General features: G+C 65.7%; 13 protein-coding genes and 1 pseudogene. 7 read left to right on the top strand and 7 right to left on the bottom strand.

What is annotated here, in order from left to right; all coding sequences use genetic code 11:
* Positions 1 to 47: 47 nt before the first annotated feature.
* Complete coding sequence (locus BSTEL_RS00165; protein WP_238567584.1) at positions 48 to 1,067, bottom strand: LacI family DNA-binding transcriptional regulator; 1,020 nt, start codon at positions 1,065 to 1,067, stop codon at positions 48 to 50.
* A gap of 188 nt (positions 1,068 to 1,255) precedes the next feature.
* Here BSTEL_RS00165 and BSTEL_RS00160 point away from each other — a divergent pair, with 188 nt between their 5' ends.
* Complete coding sequence (locus tag BSTEL_RS00160; RefSeq protein WP_034525635.1) at positions 1,256 to 2,593, top strand: ABC transporter substrate-binding protein; 1,338 nt, start codon at positions 1,256 to 1,258, stop codon at positions 2,591 to 2,593.
* Between the two features lie 241 nt (positions 2,594 to 2,834).
* Here BSTEL_RS00160 and BSTEL_RS00155 read toward each other — a convergent pair whose 3' ends face one another.
* Positions 2,835 to 4,037 (bottom strand): LacI family DNA-binding transcriptional regulator, encoded by a 1,203-nt coding sequence (locus tag BSTEL_RS00155; protein ID WP_162178954.1) that lies wholly within the window; start codon positions 4,035 to 4,037, stop codon positions 2,835 to 2,837.
* A 189-nt stretch (positions 4,038 to 4,226) separates the two neighbouring features.
* Between BSTEL_RS00155 and BSTEL_RS00150 the strand changes: the two genes are divergently transcribed.
* Positions 4,227 to 5,444, top strand: a complete 1,218-nt coding sequence (locus BSTEL_RS00150) for a VanZ family protein (RefSeq protein WP_051922695.1) — start codon at positions 4,227 to 4,229, stop codon at positions 5,442 to 5,444.
* A 366-nt stretch (positions 5,445 to 5,810) separates the two neighbouring features.
* On the opposite strand, the gene BSTEL_RS00145 is transcribed toward BSTEL_RS00150, so the two are convergent.
* Positions 5,811 to 6,851: a LacI family DNA-binding transcriptional regulator gene (locus BSTEL_RS00145; protein ID WP_034525629.1), complete on the bottom strand. Its 1,041-nt coding sequence runs from the start codon at positions 6,849 to 6,851 to the stop codon at positions 5,811 to 5,813.
* Between the two features lie 227 nt (positions 6,852 to 7,078).
* Positions 7,079 to 8,635: a glycoside-pentoside-hexuronide (GPH):cation symporter gene (locus BSTEL_RS00140; protein WP_084686007.1), complete on the bottom strand. Its 1,557-nt coding sequence runs from the start codon at positions 8,633 to 8,635 to the stop codon at positions 7,079 to 7,081.
* Positions 8,636 to 9,047: 412 nt separating this feature from the next.
* Between BSTEL_RS00140 and lacZ the strand changes: the two are divergent.
* Positions 9,048 to 12,328 (top strand): annotated as a pseudogene (lacZ, locus tag BSTEL_RS00135) (beta-galactosidase, LacZ type).
* Between the two features lie 229 nt (positions 12,329 to 12,557).
* Here the strand turns inward: lacZ and gdhA are convergent.
* Both gdhA and BSTEL_RS00125 read right to left on the bottom strand, forming a co-directional pair.
* Positions 12,558 to 13,904, bottom strand: coding sequence for an NADP-specific glutamate dehydrogenase (gdhA, locus tag BSTEL_RS00130; protein ID WP_034525626.1), 1,347 nt, complete (start codon positions 13,902 to 13,904; stop codon positions 12,558 to 12,560).
* Positions 13,905 to 14,059: 155 nt separating this feature from the next.
* On the bottom strand, positions 14,060 to 14,761 hold the full coding sequence (locus BSTEL_RS00125) for a FadR/GntR family transcriptional regulator (protein WP_034525765.1): 702 nt from the start codon (positions 14,759 to 14,761) through the stop codon (positions 14,060 to 14,062).
* Positions 14,762 to 15,068: 307 nt separating this feature from the next.
* Between BSTEL_RS00125 and BSTEL_RS00120 the strand changes: the two genes are divergently transcribed.
* From BSTEL_RS00120 to BSTEL_RS11600, 4 genes are all read left to right on the top strand, one after another.
* A complete protein-coding gene (locus tag BSTEL_RS00120) occupies positions 15,069 to 15,596 on the top strand; it encodes a gluconokinase (protein WP_034525623.1) in 528 nt (175 codons plus the stop codon).
* 101 nt (positions 15,597 to 15,697) lie between these two features.
* Positions 15,698 to 17,026: a GntP family permease gene (locus BSTEL_RS00115; protein WP_034525620.1), complete on the top strand. Its 1,329-nt coding sequence runs from the start codon at positions 15,698 to 15,700 to the stop codon at positions 17,024 to 17,026.
* Positions 17,027 to 17,150: 124 nt separating this feature from the next.
* A complete protein-coding gene (gnd, locus tag BSTEL_RS00110) occupies positions 17,151 to 18,026 on the top strand; it encodes a phosphogluconate dehydrogenase (NAD(+)-dependent, decarboxylating) (protein ID WP_034525618.1) in 876 nt (291 codons plus the stop codon).
* A 205-nt stretch (positions 18,027 to 18,231) separates the two neighbouring features.
* Positions 18,232 to 19,872: a zinc ribbon domain-containing protein gene (locus tag BSTEL_RS11600; RefSeq protein ID WP_162178953.1), complete on the top strand. Its 1,641-nt coding sequence runs from the start codon at positions 18,232 to 18,234 to the stop codon at positions 19,870 to 19,872.
* A gap of 85 nt (positions 19,873 to 19,957) precedes the next feature.
* Here BSTEL_RS11600 and BSTEL_RS00100 read toward each other — a convergent pair whose 3' ends face one another.
* Positions 19,958 to 20,932: a DUF5692 family protein gene (locus tag BSTEL_RS00100; RefSeq protein ID WP_034525614.1), complete on the bottom strand. Its 975-nt coding sequence runs from the start codon at positions 20,930 to 20,932 to the stop codon at positions 19,958 to 19,960.
* Between the last annotated feature and the right edge of the window lie 124 nt (positions 20,933 to 21,056).

The following is a 21,056-nucleotide window of genomic DNA, read 5'->3' as shown; positions in this document are numbered from 1 at the left end:
CCGCTTCGGCGGGCCTTCGTCGTATCCGGAGCTGTTTGGCGGCGGGGTCAGGCGGACTGACGTTTGACGATGGACGTGGGGAGGAGTTCCACGTGGTGAGGCTCGATGGCGGCGCCGTGCAGCATGTGCAGCAACGCCTCGGCCATCGCGCGGCCGTGCAGCTGCGAATCCTGCCGGACCGTGGTGAGTTTCGGGTTGACGAGCAGGGCGAGCGGCGAATCGTCGAATCCGGTGACGGCGATGTCGTCGGGAGTCGTGTACCCGAACCGGGCGAGCTGGTTGATCACGCCGATGGCGATGCTGTCGTTGGCGCATACGATGCCGTCGATCCGGTCGAGTTGCGGCTGGAACGCCACAGCCGCCATCTCGCCGCTGGTGATCTCCCAATCATCCGCGTAGTAGACGCGGCGTTCGTCGTAGGCGTCGCCCACCGCATCCCGGAAGCCGTCCAGACGGTTGCCGGACGTAGGCGAGTATCCAGGTCCGCACACGTAGGCGAGACGCGTTCTGCCGTTGTCGAGCAGGTACCGTGTGATCGCGCGCTGGCCGTCCCTGTTGGCGAAGTCGATGGCCGGGTATGGCAGGTCGCCGCGGTCGCTCGCCTCGGAGCGCACGACCGGGCGTCGGACGTCCAGGAACGCGTTGGCGAGACTGTCGTCCTCGCTCAACGAGAACAGCAGGTAGCCGTCGGCGAAATCGCTGTTGACGAGCTGGGTGATGCGTCTCGTCGACTCGTCGGAATTGGCGATGATGGTGACCATCTGGTATCCGGCGTCGCCGAGCACCTGGTTGGCGCCGACCATCGCCTCGGAGACGCTGGCCTGCACCATCGTCTCGTTCGACTCGACCTGGATGATGAGCGCCACGGTCTGCGTGCGCTGTCGCGCGAGCGAGCGGGCGGCCTTGTTCGGGGTGTAGTGCGACTGCTCGATGGCCGCGGCGATGCGTTCGGCGGCGTCCTGGGAGACATGCTCGTTGCCGTTGAGATAGCGCGAGACCGTGCCGTAGGAGACGCCGGCGAGGCGTGCCACGTCGCGGATGGTGGGTTTCTTCGGTGCGGTTGTCATAGTGGACATCGTAGGTGGCTGCTTCGTCGTCATAGGTCTTCCGTCCTTCGTGGCCGTCGTTCGTCTCGCCGGTGAAACGACACACAGGTTGTGACCGGTCACATACCAGTGTATACTACCGAAGCGTAACCGGTCACACGCCGATGATGGAGCGACGTGCGGCAGCACCCAAGGAAGGGACGGAAACCATGAAGTTCTCACTGAAGAAGACCGTGGCGGTGGTCGGAGCCGCCGCGATGCTCGTATCCGTGGCCGCATGTGGCGGATCGTCGAGCCAAGGTGCCGCGGGCGACGCGAACGGCGACGTCACGCTCAACCTGTGGGCGTGGGAGCCCACGCTCAAGCCGGTCATCAAGGCGTTCGAGAAGAAGTACCCGAACATCACGATCAAGTTCAACAACACCGGCAAGGCGGATACCACCGTCACCTCGCTCAACAACGCGATCCAGGCCGGCAGCGGCATCCCCGACGTCGTCCAGCTCGAATACATGACCGTCCCGCAGTTCGTGATCGGCGAGCAGAGCCAGCTTGCGAACATCAAGGACAAGACCTCCGGCTACGACACGTTCTACACGCCGGGCACATGGAACTCGGTGAGCCTCAACGACGGCGTGTACGCGCTGCCGATGGACTCCGGTCCGCAGGCCATGTTCTACAACAAGGCCACGTTCGACAAGGCCGGCATCACCGAGGCCCCGAAGACGTGGGACGAGTACTATCAGGACGCCAAGAAGATCCGCGCCCTCGGCGACGACTACTACATCACCGCCGACGCCGGCGACATCAAGGTGATGACCGCGTTCCTGTGGCAGGCCGGCGCCAAGCCGTACGAGTCCAAGGGCGAGAACGTCACCATCAACTTCACGTCCGATCCGCAGGTGAAGACAGTCGCCGACTTCTGGCAGAAGATGATCGACGAGGACCTCATCAACACGAAGGTTGCCACGTGGGCCGACGAGTGGAACCGCGGCATCGGCGACGGCACCATCGCCACCATCTTCGAAGGTGCGTGGATGCCCGCCAACCTGGTCTCCAACTCCGCGGCCGCCAAGGGCAACATGCGCGTCGCCCTCCAGCCGAACTGGGACGCCTCCAAGCCGTCCAACGGCGAGAACGGCGGCTCCGCGCTGGCCGTGACCTCCGCCTCCAAGAACCAGGACGCCGCGTTCAAGTTCATCGACTTCGCGAACCACAGCAAGGAAGGCATCAAGATCCGCACCGACGGCGGTGCCTTCCCGGCCGACAAGGCCACGCTCAAGGACGCCGACTTCCTCAAGGGCTCCGATGAGGTGCGTGCCTACTTCGGCGACCAGGCCTACAACGAGGTGCTTGCCGAGGCCGCCAACCAGGTGACCGAATCCTTCCAGTTCCTCCCCTACGCCGGCCAGGCCAACAGCATCTACGGCGACTACGTCGGCAAGGCATACACGGACAAGTCCACCACGCTGGAGAAGGGCCTCGCGGCCTTCCAGAAGGCGCTCGCCAAGTACGGCAGCGACCAGGGCTTCACCGTCAAGCAAGGGTGACGCCGGTCACGCCCATCCAGTCCAACCGGAGCGGTGCCTCGGCGCCGCTCCCCTCCAGACTTCTCCTGAAGCTCCTTCACATCAGGCCGGGTCCCATTCCTCCGGGGCCCGGCTTCCTTCGTTATCACGGTTCCCTCCTTGGTTGGTCACGGAACAACGAGCCAAACCAAGGAGGGAACCGTGTTGGTTGTGGAAGGAACCGTGACGGTTGTGGACCGTCTGTGATTGTCACGCGCGAGGCTCACGCGGATTCGCGGATTACCAGATCGGTAGCGAGCATCACGGTCTTCGACGGTGCATCGCCCGCGTCATCCGGGTTCCCCGCGTCATCCGCGCTCGCGTTCCTGTCACCGTTCCCGTCACCGTTCTTGTCGGTGTCGCGGATCTGGTCGATGACCAGTCCCGCCATCACCCATCCGCGACGCTCCATATGCTGATCCACCGTGGTCAGTCGCGGCGTGATTGACGTGGCCGCCGAACTGTTGTCGAACCCGGACACCGCCACGTCGCCGGGCACGTCGTACCCCAACCGGTGCAGCTCCTCGATCGCACCCAAAGCGAGCGTATCGTTCGCGCAGATGATCGCGTCACGCGTCGCCAACGTGCCGTCCTCCGCCCACGCGCGGACGGCCGCGGCGGCGCTCGTCGTCTTCCAGTCCGCCGCGTAGTGGACAGGCAGGGAGTCGGCGCTGTCCGGCAGCAGCTCGCCGGTGACGGCTCGGAACGCGGCGAGACGCTCCGGCGCGCCCGGCATGTTCAACGGGCCGCAGATGTAGGCGGGGCGTGTGCGGCGCAATGCCGCCGTCGCGTCGCCGGCAGTGGTGGTGCCCGTGGTGTCCGCATCATCCGCGCCATCGCCGGCGGAGTGCGTCTCCCCCGTCAACACGTACCGGATGAGCTCGCTCATCGCGGCGGTGTTATCGACATCCACCGACACGAACGGTGGCTGTTGACGGTATCCGGTGCCGGAGATCACCGCGTGCATCGAGCGGCGTTCGAACAGCGGGAGAAGCGGGTCATCCTCTTCCATCGTGTACAGCAGGTAGCCGTCCGCGAATCCGCCGGACACCAGCCGTTCGATATTGGCGCGCGACTCGCCGTCGTTCTCGCTCATCAACGTGACCATCTGCCATCCCTCACGCGTGACGCGCGCATTCGCGCTGGCGATGATCTGCATGATGTTCGGATCGGTGATGATGTCCTCGGACCGCGCGTGGATGATCAACGCGATGAGATGCGTGCGCTGCTGCGCGAGCGACCGCGCGGCCGCGCTCGGCGTGTAATCGACATCCTTGATCGCCTGCTCGATGCGTTTTGCCGTGCTCGCGGCCACGCCGCTGCGCCCGTTGAGATAGCGGGAGACCGTCGCATACGAGGTTCCGGCGCGCTCGGCCACATCATAGATAGTGGGCCTGTGATTGAAATCATTCCGTTTCGCGCTCATACTGCTCCTCGCGTCTCGGTTGTCGTCGCGGCAGTCTCGGTCCACGTGGGCGTCGGTCGTGCGTCTCGCATACGGGAAATCATGCCGCTGCCGCCCATGATAACGATGGGGTGAAACCGTTGTCATCCCGCGCGTGTGGCCGGGCGGTTCCCATCGTTCGAGGAAGCGGAACCGCTATAGTGGGGCGCGATGCTTGGCTATTTGGGTTATTTCTCCACGTCGTTCGCAATCGCGCTGCTGCTGTGGCCGCTGGTCGCGCTTGTACTCACCTTGCCGATTCTCGCCGGCCTCTACCACCGATACCATCGCCTGCGCGCGCTGTCGGTCGGCGCGTCCTATCTGAGCGTGCTGTACTTCACCGGTCTTATCGCGTTCACGCTCTACCCGATGCCCGACGATCCGGACGCCTTCTGCGCGGCGCACGTGGGCAACTACGCGCCGCAGCTCAACCCGCTGCGCTTCCTCGAGGACCTCCAGTACGGAGGCCTGTACGGGCTGCTCCAGCTCGTGATGAACGTCGTGTTCTTCGTGCCGCTCGGTTTCGTGCTCGCCCGCTGGCTGCGCTGGCGCTGGTGGGCGGTGGTCGGCGGCGGGTTCGCCATGTCGCTGTTCATCGAATCATCGCAGCTCACCGGATTCTGGGGACTCTACCCGTGCGCCTACCGCCAGTTCGACATCAACGATCTGATGACGAACACGCTCGGCGCGATTGTCGGCCTCGGCATCGCGAAACTGTTCGGCGCATGGGTGCCGGCCGCCGCGCTTCCGGGCCGCGACGAGGTGAATACGCGGCCGGGAGCGCTGCACCGCGCCGTCACGTTCGTCATCGACATGATGCTCGTTGTGGCCGCGTACTTCCCGCTCACGATGGCCGTCGTGCTGCTGTTCCACGCGCTCGCCACGCCGCTCGCGAACGGCGATTTCGCGCTGTTCGGCGGGCGCATCACGGTGGGCATCGGCTGGATGAACGCGATCGCGCCGACCGCGGCGGCGATGGCGTTCCTCGTGTTCGAGCTGCTCGTGCCGCTCGCGCACCGCGGAGCCACGCTCGGCGGCATGTTCACGCATATGACCATCGAGACGGTGCCGCGGCATGGCGGCCTTCGCGTGGCGTTCTATGCGGTGCGCACGGTGGTGCTCGGCGTGCTGACGGTCATGGCGATCACCGGGTTTGTTGCGGCCGGATCGGCGGACGCCGGGACCGGCGTGGTCGATTCAGGGGCGGCCGGTTCGGGGTCTGCGGGCGTCGTGTCGTCCGCGGTGTCCGCCGCGGCCGACGGCCCGCTGCGCATCGCCGTGATCGGCTTCATCGCGCTGTTCGCATTCGGTGTGGTCGCGCGCCGCATGCCTTGGGATTTCATCCCGGGCGAGCGGGATGCCTCCCGCGCCGGGGCGGCCGTTTCGTGACCAAGGCGTTGGCGGCGCGCTTGGCGAAGCTGAGAGTCGGGGGGGAGTCGTGTAAAGACAGGACCCCCTCAGTCCGGCGAAGCCGGACAGCTCCCCCTAAAAGGGGGAGCAAGGAGGAGGAATGCATCTGTGACGCATGCGATTTTCCTGCTCCCCCTTTTAGGGGGAGCTGTCGGCGAAGCCGACTGAGGGGGTACGGCTCCCCTTCTAGGGGGAGCTGTCGGCGAAGCCGGCTGAGGGGGTACGGCTCCCCTTCTAGGGGGAGCCGTCGGCGAAGCCGACTGGGGTGGGTCCCCTGACACCTCGTCCGCGACTGAGGACAGCCTGTGGCTGGACTCATGGTTGCCCGCTGCCGCTCACCTTCGCCTACTCTCCTGCCGGGGTGAAGCTGCCCCGGACCACGAGCTTGGTGGAGAGGAACGTGTGACGCTTGGTGTCGCCGCCGTAGCTCACCGATTCGACGAGTTGGCTGAGCGCGGTGTGCGCCATGGCCTTGAGGTCGATGGCATAGGTGGTCAATGGCGGTGACGTGTAGCGGGCGATCGACTGGTTGTTGATGGAGATGAGCTCCACATCGCGCGGTACGACGATGCCGGCCTGCGTGAACTCCTGGAGCACGCCCACGGTGATCGGGTCGGCGCTCACGATGAAGCAGTCGGGCAGATTGGCGGCCAGTTCGCCGGGCTGATCTCCGATCTGCGCGACGACTCGGCGGCCGAGCTCGCGTCCGGTGGTCACGCTGGTCTTGCCGCCCACGAAATACAATCCGGTCGTGTCGAGTCCGAGCCGTTCGCACCAGTTGCGGTAGGCCATCGAACGGCTGTCTTCCGGGTACTCGTAGTCGCCCATCGAATAGCCATCGCCACCGATGAATCCAATGCGCGTCATGCCGCGCCGGCGCGCCTCGGTGATCGCGTCGAGCACGGTCTGCGCGAGATCGGGCTGTACCGAATCGAACAGGTTCGGGGCCGGATTCACGTCGATGAACACGCCGTGCGGTAACGCGTCATGCAAGCGGGAGAGGCTTTCGGCGGCGTGGATCTCCGGTCCGATGGAGATGAATCCGTCGTACTGGTCCGCCTCTTCGATGAGTCGGTCGATGCCGGAACGGAACGTGAGCGTGACGCGGCGCTGTTCGGCGGCGGTGAGGAGCGCGTCGCGCAATTCGGCGAAGTAGGCGTTCTGCAGTTCTTCGTCGTCGGCGAGTGAGGACAGCACGGCCACGTCGCGCAGCGCCGGCATGCCTCCGCGGCGATCCTGCATGTCGTAGCCGAGGCGCTCGCTCACCTCGAGGATTCGTCGGCGGGTTTCCTCCTTGACGGAGAACGTCGGGTCGCCGTTGAGCAGACGGGAGACCGTCGCCGGCGAGAAGCCGGCCTGCTTCGCTATCTCCTTGATCGTGACCATGATGGTTGTTCAGTACGCTCCCTTGCGGAATCACAGGTAAATTCGTTTACTAATCCCATCATATCGCACGACGTCGCGCGCGGGCGCACCGGGCTCATCGGTTGTCATGGTTCCCTCCCTGATCTGCAACGGAAAACCGTAACAAACCGAGGAGGAAACCGTGCGCATCAAGGAGGGAACCGTGCCGGTCGAGGAGCCGTCACACTGTCGTGACGGTAGGTACCTCGCTAGCCGAGCAGCGCGGCCTTGGCGATCTCCTTGCCGTATTCCGGCTCGCTGTCGCCGCCCATGCCGGCTTCGAGTTGGCGCACGATGCGGGCATGCGCCTTCTCGCTGAGCTTCACGCCGAACAGGAATGTGAGGAAGCTGATCGCGATGAACGCGAGCGGCATGTAGAACGCGAACCCCTTGAATGTGGCGATGTTCGCCGGGGTCATGTCGCCGGCCGTGGCCGTGCCGATCATGCCGGCGGCGACGGCTACGAAGCCGACGAATCCGTTGGACAACGCGCCGGCGATCTTGTCGAGCATCGGGCGCACGGAGAGCGTCACGGCCTCGTTGCGGCGGCCGGTCTTGAGCTGCCCGTATTCGACGGAGTCTTCGAGGCACAGGATGCCGGTCATCTGGATGAGCGTCTGCGGCGCGTAGAAGAGCACCAGCGCGGTGATGACGACCGTGATGTTGGTCGGTGCGATGATGAACAGCACGTAGGCGCATCCCATCATCGCGACGCCCGTGAGGAACACGGCCTTGCGTGGGACGCGGCGCGTGACGACCGGGAACAGCGGCGCGAGCAGGATGCCCGCCACGAACGGGATGATGCCGGTGATCGAGAACAGGTCGGAACGGTTGACGACGTATTTGAACAGGTACACCATCACGCCGCCGGTGGCCACGTTCGCGAACGAGTAGAACAGGTAGGCGAGGGCGGTCCACAGCAGCTGGTCGTTGCGTCCGAGCGCCTTGAACGCCTGCAGCGGGTTGCCGTTCGCCTCGGCTTTCCTGCGCAGCGCGCTGTCGTTCTCCTTGACGCCGAAGCCGACGGTCCAGCAGGTGAGGATGCCGATGAGCGCGACGATGACGCCGAACGCGGTCCAACCGCCCTGCGTCTGCGTGGTGTGGTCCATCGCGAACATCGTGGTGATCGGGATGACGGCGATGGTCAGACCGTTGTAGCCGAGCGAGCCGAACAGCGTGCCGGCGGCGGTGTAGACGGAGCGTTCGTGCGAGTCGGAGGAGATGGCCGGCACCATGCCCCAGTAGGAGATGTCACGCAGCGAGTAGAACACGTCGAGCACGATGAACACGATGACGAACGTGATAATGAACGCGGTGGTGTTGACGTTCACCAGGCCGAACATGCCGGTGAAGATGATGAGCAGCAGGATGGCGGAGACGGTGCCGCCGATGAACTGCCATGGGCGGAACCGGCCGATCCGCGTGGTGGTGTTGTCGACGAGGTTGCCGAGCAGCGGGTCGATGAAGATCTCGGCGATGCGGATGATCATCACGAGCGAGGTGATGACGCCGATGAGCTTGGCCGCGAGGGCCTTGTCGATGCCGGCGAACAGCGACGTGGTCGCGTAGACCACGAAGTAGGTGCTCAGCGCGTTGTAGAAGAGCGCCTGGCCGAAGTTGCCGAACGCGTAGGCGGCGAGACGCCCTTTGTGGATCGTCGGCGCGGTGGTCGTGGCGGATTGGTTCGGGTGCGGTGCTGCCGGTCGTTGCGGATCGGATTGTTGGGTTGATGGCGTATGCGTGGGTTCCGTGGGCGTGGCGGACATCCTGTGCCTTCTTTCGACGGTGAAGCCGCCCGGACGTTGTTGTCCGGACTGATGTGATTGAGTGTATCGCATTACTTGTAATAAGTAAAATCATAACTAAATATCGTTATAAAAACGGCTGTCGGTAAGGCATGTCGCGAGTGTGTTGGCGTGCTGCCGGAGGTTGGTGTTGGAAGGCGGTATTGGTGGTGCGGTGTGCGGTGTCGTGTGTGATGTTGTGTGTGATGTTGCGTTGGTGGGCGTGCGGTGATTGAAATGCCCTGCTGTCGGAGTGGGTGCGTGTCGTGGTTGCGTTATCGTATTGGCGACGGTAAATTTAGTAAACGATTTATCCCGGTGGGAAATCACGAAGTCGTGGTGCACAACAATCAAGCATCGGCGCACCATCGGGACCAGCAGAAAGGCAATGATTATGACCAGTCTCACCACAGCCGGATGGACAGGCGGGCAATCATCCGCGCAACCGGTCACCGCCGACCGATTCGATCCGGCATGGCTCACCGACCCGCGCACGTTCGCCGTCAACCGCCTCGCCGCCCACTCCAGCCACTGCGTCTACGACCACGTCCCGGCCGCGGGCGAGGCGTCCGACCTCAGGCAGAGCCTCGACGGCACGTGGAAGGTCGAACTCGTGGACCTCGCCGACTATGGCAAGAGCGCGCTCGCCGAAGCCGCCTTCGCCCAGCCCGCCTACGACGACTCCGCATTCTCCCCCATCGACGTGCCCTCCGCGCTCGAAGTCAAGGGATTCCTCAAGCACCAGTACGTGAACCAGCAGTACCCGTGGTCCGGCCATGAGGCCCCGGTCGCGCCCGGCATCCCCGAACGCAACCACGTCGCCCTGTACCGCCGCGCGTTCGCCCCCGCTCCGAAGACCGCCGCCGCGATCCGCGACGGACGCACCGTCACCCTCACCTTCCACGGCGCCGCCACCGCGATCGCCGTGTGGCTCAACGGCACGTTCGTCGCTACGCCGAGGACTCCTTCACCCCGAGTGAGTTCGACGTCACCGGAATCATCCGCGAAGGCGCGAACACGCTCGCCGTCGCCTGCTTCGAGTTCACGTCCGCGAGCTGGCTGGAGGACCAGGACTTCTGGCGTCTGCACGGCATCTTCCGCAGTGTCGAACTCGCCGCGCATCCGCGCATTCACGTCGCCGACCTCAAGGTCGACGCCGACTACGACGCCTCGACCGGCGAGGGCGTGCTCGACGTCGTCGCGACGGTGGACGGCCTCTCCGGCGCGGCCGGCGCGACCATCGACCTCGCGCTGCGCGACGCGGACGGCGTCGTCGTGTGGGGCGAGACGAAGACCGTCGCCGACGTGACAACCCCCGCCGACGTGACCGCCCCCGACTCCGCGCAGGGCACGGTCACGTGGCATGCGAACGTCGGCCAGGTGAACCCGTGGAGCGCCGAGGACCCGGCTCTCTACACGCTGGAACTGTCCGTGACGGACGGCGCGGGCACGCTCGTCGAAGCCGTCCCGCAGCGCATCGGCTTCCGCCGTTTCGCCATCGAGGACGGGCTGATGAAGCTCAACGGCAAGCGCATCGTGTTCAAGGGCGTCAACCGCCACGAATTCGACGCGCGCACCGGCCGCACCGTGCCCGAATCGGACATGGTCGCCGACATCCGCTTCTTCAAGCGCCACAACATCAACGCCGTGCGCACCTCGCACTACCCGAACGAGAGCCGCTGGTACGAACTGTGCGACGAATACGGCATCTACGTGATCGATGAGACGAACCTCGAGACGCACGGCAGCTGGACCTCCCCCGGCGACGTGCTCACCCCCGACCTCGCCGTGCCCGCGAGCCGCGACGAATGGCGCGAGGCGTGCGTCGACCGCACGCGCAGCATGATGCGCCGCGACTACAACCACCCGAGCGTCGTCATCTGGTCGCTCGGCAACGAGTCGTTCGGCGGCGACGTGTTCCGCTCCATGTACGACTTCGTGCACGCGAACGACCCGCACCGCCCGGTCCACTACGAGGGCGTGTTCTGGCAGCAGGAATTCAACGACGTGTCCGACGTGATGAGCCGCATGTACGCGAAGCCCGCCGAGATCGAGGAACTGTACATGGGCGACGACGCCAAGCCGTACATCTCCTGCGAATACAGCCACTCGATGGGCAACTCCACCGGCGGTCTGCACCTGTACACGGAGCTCGAGAAGCACCCGAAGTACCAGGGCGGATTCATCTGGGACTTCGTCGACCAGGCGCTCGTCCAGCGTCTGCCCGACGGCACCGAGCGCCTCGCCTACGGCGGCGACTTCGACGACCGTCCGAACGATTACGAGTTCAGCGGCGACGGCATCGTGTTCGCCGACCGCACCCCCTCCCCCAAGGCCGCCGAAGTCAAGCAGTGCTACGCGAACGTCAAGCTCGTGCCGGACGCGCACGGCGTGACCGTCACGAACGACAACCTGTTCGTCTCCACCGCCGATTACGTGTTCACCGCTCGCGTGCTCGTCGACGGCGTCGAACGCTGGCACGCCGACTACCGCTTCGACGTGCCCGCCGGCGAGACCCGCCGCGAGGCGGTCGGATTCCCGGCGGTCACCGATCTGGTGGACGTGGCTGGTGCCGGTGCCGGTGCGGGTACCGGTTGCGGTTGCGCGGCCGGCGGCCGGTACGAGGTCACGTATGAGGTCGACCAGCGGCTCGCCGCGCCCACCGACTGGGCGCCGGCCGGGTACGAGCTCACGTTCGGGCAGCACACGGCCGTCGTGTCCGTGGACGGCGCGGGTTCCGACGCCGCGTGCGGCTGCGGCCGCGGCCGCGACGCCGCGACGCGCGCGACCGTCGCCGCCGACGGCTTCAACGCCGGCATCCACGACGATCGCGACGAGATCATCCTGTCGAAGACGCAGGGCGGCATCGTGTCGTTCCGCCGCGACGGGCGCGAGATGGTCATCCGCCGTCCCGCGTTGACGACGTTCCGCGCGCTCGTCGACAACGATCGCGGCAACGGCTCCGGATTCGACCGCGCGCAGTGGTTCGCGGCCGGCCGCTACGCGCGCGTGACCGGCACGTCGGTGGAACCGACGGCCGACGGTCACGGCCTGACCGCGCGCTACGACTACGAACTCGCCGACGCCGCGCACACGCCGGTCACGGTGCGCTACGACGTGGACGACCGTCTGCGCGTGCACCTGACGGTCGAGTACCCGGGCGAGGCCGGCGCGGCGACGCTGCCCGCGTTCGGACTCGAATGGAAGCTGCCCGCGCAGTACGACCGGCTGAGGTTCTACGGACTCGGCCCCGAGGAGACGTACGCCGACCGTCTGCACGGCGCGAAGCTCGGCGTGTACTCGCGCACGGCCGAGGAGGACTTCGCGCCCTACCTCGTGCCGCAGGAGACCGGCAACCACGAGCAGGTGCGCTGGGCGGAGATCACCGACGAATACGGGCACGGCATGCGCGTTTCGGCGGGCGATGTGCGCGGGTGCGGTGCGGAGGACGAGGCCTCGCCGTTCGCGGTGAGCCTGCTGCCGTACAGCTCGCTGATGCTCGAGGAGGCCATGCACCCCGACGAGCTGCCGCCGGTCCGCAACACGTACCTGCGTCTGCTCGCCGCCCAGATGGGCGTCGGCGGCGACGACACCTGGGGCGCCCCGGTCCATGACGAGTTCCAGATCCCGTCGGATTGCCCGCTCAAGCTCGACGTGACCCTGGAGCTGCTGTAACAACTCGGCCCCCTCTGACGAGACATCGCCGTGAAGCAAACGCCGGAGGCGTTTGTAGGCGATGTGTGAGCCGACAGGCGAGCCGATGTGAGGTCGGCCGCAGGCCGCAGGAAGCGGAATCGGCCTACGACCGATACGATGTTCCCGCGGCCTGCGGCCGCTCTTTTCTTCTCTCCCCCAGTCAGCCTACGGCTGACGGCCCCCTCGTCAGAGGGGGGGGCCGAGATGATCACAGCACGCCCTGGGCGACCATGGCGTTGGCGACCTTGACGAAGCCGGCGGCGTTGGCGCCGAGCATCAGATCGCCCTCGTGGCCGTACTCCTTGGCGGCCTTCAGCGACTCGGCGACGATCGATTCCATGATGGACTTGAGCTTCGCGTCCACCTCGTCGAACGTCCAGTTCAGGCGGTAGCTGTTCTGGCTCATCTCCAGGCCGGAGACGGCCACACCGCCCGCGTTCGCGGCCTTGGCGGGGCCGTACAGCAGGCCGTTCTTCTGGTACACGGCGATGGCCTCCGGCGTGGACGGCATGTTCGCGCCCTCGCACACGACCTTGCAGCCGCCGGCGACGAGCGCCTCAGCCGAGGCCTCGTCGATCTCGTTCTGCGTGGCGCACGGCAGCGCGATGTCGCACGGCACGGTCCACACGTCCGAGCAGCCCTCGTGGTATTCGGCGCCCGGCACGCGCTCGGCGTACTCCTTGATGCGGCCGCGCTCGACCTCCTTGATCTGCTTGACGACGTCCACCTTGATGCCGTCCGGATCGACGACGTAGCCGTTGGAGTCGGACACGGTGACGACCTTCGCGCCCAGCTGCTCGGCCTTCTCGGTCGCGTAGATGGCGACGTTGCCGGAACCGGAGATCACGACGGTCTTGCCCGCGAACGAATCGCCCTTGAGCACGCGCAGCGCCTCGGCCGTGTAGTAGCACACGCCGTAGCCGGTGGCCTCGGTGCGGGCGAGCGAGCCGCCGAACTCCAGGCCCTTGCCGGTGAGCACGCCGGAGTACTCGTCGCGGATGCGCTTGTACTGGCCGAACAGGTAGCCGATCTCGCGCGCGCCCACGTTGATGTCGCCGGCCGGCACGTCGGTGAACTGGCCGATGTGGCGGCACAGTTCGGTCATGAACGCCTGGCAGAAGCGCATGACCTCGGCGTCGGACTTGCCCTTCGGGTCGAAGTCGGAGCCGCCCTTGCCACCGCCCATCGGCAGCGTGGTCAGTGAGTTCTTGAGGATCTGCTCGAAGCCGAGGAACTTGATGACGCCCTCGTTCACGGTCGGGTGGAAGCGCAGGCCGCCCTTGTACGGGCCGATCGCGGAGTTGAACTGCACGCGGTAGCCGCGGTTGACCTGCACCTTGCCCTCGTCGTCGGTCCAGGCGACGCGGAACTTGACCACGCGCTCCGGCTCGACGATGCGCTCGAGCACGCCCGCCTTCTCGTATTCCGGATGCTTCTCGACGACCGGCTGCAGGCTTTCGAAGACCTCCTGCACGGCCTGCAGGAACTCCGGCTGATCGCCGTCGCGCTGCTCGACCTGCGCGTAGACGCGCTTGACGTACTCATTCGTGAGCATAGTGAAACTCCCCTTTGGGTTGGACCATCAATAGACGATTCCGATTGTAGGCGCGCAACGAGGAATCGCTCAAGAGGTGAGGGTGAGATTCGCCATCAGATGGACATCGCGGCGTCGCGATACCCCCGGCCGCGTGACATCGGACCATCCGCCGCTCACGTGAGGTCGAGCGCCTCGGCGACCTCGTCGACGATGGCGTGCATCGCCTCGCGCGCACGGTCCGGCTCGCCGCGCCACACCGCCTCGGCGACGGCGTCATGCGCGTCGAGCGCGGCCGGTTCGGGCCGTTGCGGGTACATGTGCAGCTCGACGCGGCCCTTGAGCACGATGCCGATGATGTCCGCCATGCCGGCGAACAGTTCGTTGCCGCTGTTGAGCAGCAGTGCCGAGTGGAACCGCACGTCGAGGTCGTGGAAGTCGGCGAGGTCGCCCGTCTCGCCGAGTTTGCGCAGTTCCCCCGCCATCACGGGGAACATCGCCTTCGCCTCCATCGCCGCGTTGCGTGCGGCCGCGGCGGCCGCCGCCGGTTCGATGGCGAGGCGCAGTTCGGTGAGCGCGCGCAGCTGCTCCTTGCGCCGCGTCGACATGAGCTTCCAGCGGATGACCTGCGTGTTGAGCGCCGCCCATTCCGCGACCGGCCTCGGGACGAGGCCGACGCGGCGGCGCACGGTCACGGCGTTCATCGATTCCAGATATTTGGCGACTTCGCGCGCGACGGTGCGTGACGTGGAGAAACGGTCCTGGATGGCTTCCAGCGTGAGCGGTTCGCCGGGATTCCAGCGCCCTTCGAGGATGTCGACGGCGAGTTCGTCGGTGATGGCCTGATGCAGCAGTTCGCTCGGCGTGCCCAAGGTCAGGTTGAGTGCGGGGGCGTCCGTGGTGCCGCGGTCGTTGCTCGTGGTGGTACCGGCGGCGGATACCGGGGTGCTGTCGCTCACGATGTCTCCTTGATGCCGTGATGATGGCGTTTTTCGATGCTGCCTGTTCGCGTGATATGACGCCTTCATCATACCAATTTCGGGAATGATCCAAGTTTTTCCAAAAAGGTAGTACTTTTGACTTGACAAGTATGATTAAAACAGGATATAGTCATACCAACAAATCAACAAGGCAGTTGAGCACCGGCCGCAACGGTCCGGTGAAGGAACCGAAGGAGATTCGCACATGAGCATTCATGTCGTCGTGATGGGCGTCGCCGGATGCGGCAAATCCACTGTGGCGGAGGCGATCCGCGACCGGCTCGGCTACACCATGGCCGAAGGCGATGATTTCCATCCGCAGGCCAACATCGACAAGATGAGCGCCGGACATCCGCTGACCGACGAGGACCGCTGGCCCTGGCTGCGCGTCATCAACACGTGGATGGTCGCCCGCGAGGCCCTCGACCAGAACACCGTCGTCTCCAGCTCCGCCCTGAAGCGCGCCTACCGTGACCTGCTCAGCGAGAATGTCGACGTGTTCTTCGTGCACCTCGCCGGCTCCGAGGAGCTGATCTACAGCCGTCTGTCCGCCCGCAAGGACCACTTCATGCCGCCGTCGCTGCTCGCCAGCCAGTTCGCCGACCTGCAGCCGCTCGGACCGGATGAGAACGGCGTCGTCGTCCCCGTCGACGGCACCATTGACGAAGTCGTCGAGCAGGCCGTCGCCGCCGTCAAGGCCTACCAGGACAGCAAGGTCCCGGTCGCCGCCTGAGGCCGCCGCTCCCCCACTTATTCTCCCAGCCTCAGGCTGCCAGCTCCCCCAAGTGGGAGACCGAACACAGAGATCCTTCCAACGACTGTAAGGAACCACCAATGAATCTCATCATCGCGGCCATCGTCGGCATCGCGGCCATCGTGCTGCTCATCGCCGTGGCCAAGGTCCATCCGTTCATCTCGCTCATGGTCGGCTCGTTCGTCATGGCCGTGTGCGCCGGCGTTCCGTTCGACGAATCATGGGACAGCTTCACCTCCGGCGTCGGCTCGACCGTCTCCAACGTCGGTCTGCTCATCGCCTTCGGCTCGATCATCGGCACGCTGCTGTTCGCCTCCGGCGGCGCCGACGTGATCGTCGACACCATCATGGCGAAGACGCCGCTGCAGCTGCTGCCGTGGGCCATGGCGCTCATCGCATTCATCGTCGGCATCCCGATGTTCTTCGAGGTCGGCGTCGTCATCCTCATCCCGGTGGTCCTGTTCGCCGCACGCCGCGCCAAGATGCCCGTCATCCTCATCGGCATCCCCGCCCTCGCCGGCCTGTCCACGCTGCACGCGTTCGTGCCCCCGCACCCCGGCCCGCTGGTCGCGATCTCCGCGCTCAACGCCAACCTCGGCGTCACCCTCGCCCTCGGTCTGCTCGTCGCCATCCCGACCGTCATCATCTCTGGTCCGCTCATGGGCCGCATCATGGCCAAGTGGGTGCCGATCCAGGCCCCCGAGCAGGCAGCCGAGAAGGACGCCGTCAAGGACGAGTCCAAGCGCCCCTCCTTCGCCCAGGCGATGACCGTCATCCTCCTGCCCGTCGTGCTCATGCTCGCCGCCTCCGTCGTCGATCTGACCGGTCAGAAGGAAGCCATGTGGGGCCGCGTGCTCGTCTTCATCGGCACCCCGCTCACCGCGCTGTTCATCACCGCCGTCGTCGCGATGGTCCTGCTCGGATTCATGCAGGGCCGCACCCGCGAGTTCATCAACGGCGAAGTCGGCAAGGCCTTCGCCTCCGTGGCCGGCATCGTGTTCATCGTCGGCGCCGGCGGCGGCTTCAAGCAGACCCTCGTCGACTCCGGCATCGGCGACGTGATCGCCAACGGCATCACCGAATCCGCGATGAACCCGCTCATCGCCGGCTGGCTGGTCGCCGTGCTCATCCGCCTCGCCACCGGTTCCGCCACCGTCGCGACCGTGACCGCGTCCGGCATCATGGTGCCGCTCGCGCAGGGCATGAGCCCGACCCATCTGGCGCTGCTCGTGCTCGCCATCGGCGCCGGCTCCGTGTTCTTCTCCCACCTCAACGACGCCGGATTCTGGCTCGTCAAGGAGTACTTCGGCATGTCCGTCTCGCAGACCCTGAAGACCTGGTCCCTGATGGAGACCGTGCTCTCCGTCGTCGGCCTCGGCTGCGTCATGCTCCTCTCCCTCGTCTTGTAACGCTCCCCCACTTCGGCCCCCTCTGACGAGGGGGCTGTCATCCGCAGGATGACTGGGGGAGAGAACACCCGACAGAACGCCTAATCCCCACCCAACCCACACCGCTGTGAAAGGAAACCTTGAAATGCAGATTGGAATGATCGGACTCGGCCGCATGGGCGGCAACATGGCCAAGCGTCTCGTCGCCGGAGGTCACCAGGTCGTCGGCTACGACATGTCCCCCGAATCGGGCCGCGACGTCGACTCGCTCGAAGCCCTCGTCGCCGCGCTCGACGCCCCGCGCGTCGTGTGGGTCATGGTCCCGGCCGGCAAGCCGACCGACGACACCATCACCCGCCTTGGCGAACTCCTCGAAGCCGGCGACATGATCGTCGACGGCGGCAACACCCGCTACGTGGACGACGCCCGTCACGCCGAGGAGCTCGGCAAGCTCGGCATCCGCTTCATGGACTGCGGCGTCTCCGGCGGCGTGTGGGGCATCGACCGCGGCTACGCGCTCATGGTCGGCGGCTCGAAGGAGGACTTCGAGTTCATGCGCCCGATCTACGAGACCCTCAAGCCGAACGACGACTACGGTCTCGTGCTGGCCGGCCCGGTCGGTGGCGGCCACTTCGCCAAGATGGTGCACAACGGCATCGAATACGGCATGATGCAGGCGTTCGGCGAGGGCTTCGCCACGATGGTCCGCTCCGAGCTCGTCGACGATCCTGCCGCCGTGATGACCTCGTGGAAGTCCGGTTCCGTCGTCGGATCCTGGCTGCTCGACCTGCTCGCCAACGCGTTCAAGGACGATCCGACGCTCGAATCGATGCCGCCGGTCGCCAACGAATCCGGCGAGGCGAAGTGGATGATCGAGGCGGCGCTCGAACTCGGCGTGCCCACCCCGGCCACCGCGGCCGCGCTGTACGCCCGCCAGACCTCGCGCGGCGGCGGCGACGACACGCTGCGCGTCGTCTCCACGATGCGCGCCCAGTTCGGCGGCCACGTGACCAAGGCCTGACGTTCTCTCGCTTCTTTCCTTCAACCGACACGAAGCGCCCGACGCGGATCCCGTTTCCAGGAATCCACGCCGGGCGCTTCGCCATAACGCCGGAAAACGGGCATCCGGCGATAGAATGGAGGGGAAGGTCGGCCAAAGACGGTCCATAAGGCTGGTGGGGAGCCGACGGAATCGCCGGCATGCCGGTGGGAAGGGTGGTTGGACGATGAACATCTGCAAGCAATGCGGAACGACGATACCCGACGGGGTGATGTTCTGCCCGTCATGCGGCGCGCCGGCGGCGGCGCCATACGGAACGACCGCGCCGATTCCATCCTCATCGGTGCCGACGCAGGCGCTGCCGCAGCAGCCCGCGCCGCCCATCTCCACGCAGCCCACGCAGGCGCTGCCGCCACTCCCCCAAGCCGCGCCCGCGCCCACGCAGCAGTTCTCGCCGGTGCCCGCGGTGCCCATGCCCGCCACGGGGACGGCGCCTGCGCCTGCTTCCATGCCCGCGCCAGCTCCTGTGCCCGCTTCCGCGCCCGCCGCACAGGGGGTACCTCCGGTTCCGGGAGCCATCACGCCGCCCAATGGTCCGGGCGTACCGCCGGCCCCCGCGCAGCCGACGTTCCCCGGCGCATCCGGTGCGGTCCCTCCCGTACCCGGCGGTCCAGCTGTGCCGGGGGTTCCCGGTGCGCCTGTGCCGGCCGTCCCCGGCGTTCCGGGCGTCGCGGTCGCGGCGAAGCGCCGGATGAGCGGCGGCAAGATCGCGGCCATCGTGGGCGGCGTCGTGGCGGTGCTCGTCGTCGTCGCGCTCGCCATCATCATTCCGAACCTCACCGCCGTGAAGGCGCTGCTCGGGTTCCGCCCGAACAACCCGTTCGTCGTCACATCGGATGCGATCGCGTCAATCGGCAAGCTGTCGAGCACGCGCTACGAGCTGTCCGGCAGCAGCGACGACACCGGCAAATTCTCCGCCAGCGGCTCCTATTCGCTCGGAGCCGACACCGACTCGTCGATGCTCTACTTCACCACGAAGACCGACGATTACGGGCGCATCGCGTTCGCCTGGCAGAACGGCAACTTCGGCGCATCGGTGCAGAGCAAATCCTATTGGACCGGCGATATGGAGACCCAATACGGGTACGCGTCGCGCGGCGACATCCGCAACGCGATCCGCGACCTCGCCGGCAGCGAATGGGACGACATCGTCCTCGACACGAAGGACGCCGTCGTGAAGGACAAGCACTGGGACTTCGCGGGCGCGTTGGAGACGTTCAACAAGGGCGCGAAGAAGCTGGACGACAACTATGACGTGAAACGCTGGAACGAAGGCCAGATGAGCGAGGCAGCGCAGCAGGAGTACGCGAAGTTCGCGCTCAAGTACTTCGGCGAGCACATGGAGAAGAAGGACGTGCAGACGAAGGTCTTCCCCAAGCAGGAGAGCGTGAAGTCCGGAGGGAACACGAAGCTCACCTACGACCTCGATCTGGACGCGTTCCTGCAGGACATCGGCCAGTACTGGCAGGCGAACGAGAAGAGCTATCCCGAGCTGCGCGCATATCTCGTCAAGCAGCTGCGCGAGCAGGAGGGGTACTCGTCCAGTGAGGCCGAGCGCGAGTTCGACAAGGCCGTGCAGAAGATGGCTGACGGCGATTATGACAGCAAGGAGCTGCCGTCCGTCTCGGTGATGGTCGATTACGGCGCCAAGCGGTCGCTCAACGAGCTGGAAGTCACGGTCGACGGTGATTCGACCGGTCGTGCCACCGTCGATCTCAAGCTCAGCGACAAGGACGCGGTGCCCGTCAACGACAGCGAGGTCAGCGACTTCATGGCCAAGGCCAAGAGCGAGGGCATCTCGTTCTGACGGATTCGCCGGCCCGCAGATGAGGCCCCTGTGTCCGATCGGACACAGGGGCCTCAGTCATGCCGCGAGGCGGATGACGAACCGGCTACGCTGCGCGGGCGATGGCCTGCTCATAGTCCTTCGTGCCCTTGAAGATCTCGTGCGTCCACGGGTTGACGCCCTGCTTCTTCGCGCGAGCGAGGATGTAGCCGAGCGCGAGCACGTTGGCGACGAGCGCGATGATCGAGACCGTGAGGTTCACGTTCGGGTTGTTCACCGACTGGGTGGAGAACACCGAGTAGTCCTGGAACATCGGGAACACCTGCGCGAACATGCACCAGATGGCGAGCGTGTTGGCGCGGTTCTGGATCCATCCGCCCTTGTTCCAGATCGCGTTGGCGACGGTCGGGGCGAGCAGCAGCGCGAGGCCACAGTACCAGGAGTGGGTGGGCAGGCAGTTGTACGTGTAGCAGAAGTTCCACAGGTCGTAGGCGACGATGAACACCCACGTCATGTCCGGCCAGAGCATGTCCTGCTTCTTCTTGGACACGTAGATGCCGAACCAGCCGGTCATGCAGGCGATGTTGAGGATGCCGGCCACGCCGTTGAACACGTTGTGCCAGCCGCCCATGAGCGTCACGCCCTCGGTGGACACCCACGTGGTGCCCCACGCGCGGATCGCGGATTCGAAGTCGGAGACGACGGCGATGAGGATGTTGATGGCGACGATCACGAACGGGAAGCATTTGAACCATTCGGATTTGCCGATGCGTCCCCACTTGTATTTGAGTGCCATGAAGCCGATGCAGCCGGCAGTGGCCGCGTACAGCTTCGCGTAGTGGAACCAGCTGGTCATGTGTACGTAGGTGGGGTTGTTCAGCGCCCAACCGGCGCCCATCGCCGCGGCCGTGTAGATGGTCACGAAGTACACGGTGAGGATGGCCGGCACGACGAGGAAGGCGATCACGCCGCCGGTTTTCGTGCGTCGCGCGAGTTCGTTCGCGCCGATGAGACAGCAGAAGACGAGGATCCATCCGATCCACTGGTAGACGGCGTTGTCGCCATAGACCTGAAACAGCATGACTGTCCTTTCCTTGGCCGGTGTGGGCCTGTGTGGTGCGGTCCGCTTCGTCGCCGGACCGTGACTCCATGTCGATGCGTGTGCGCCATGCACGCGCATTTGACACGGTGTCAATTTCTCTCGC

Origin of the sequence: Bifidobacterium stellenboschense (genome assembly GCF_000741785.1) — a bacterium.
GTDB classification, from domain to species: domain Bacteria; phylum Actinomycetota; class Actinomycetes; order Actinomycetales; family Bifidobacteriaceae; genus Bifidobacterium; species Bifidobacterium stellenboschense.
Note: the sequence above shows the minus strand (reverse complement) of the source record. Positions and strands in the feature narration are given on the sequence as shown.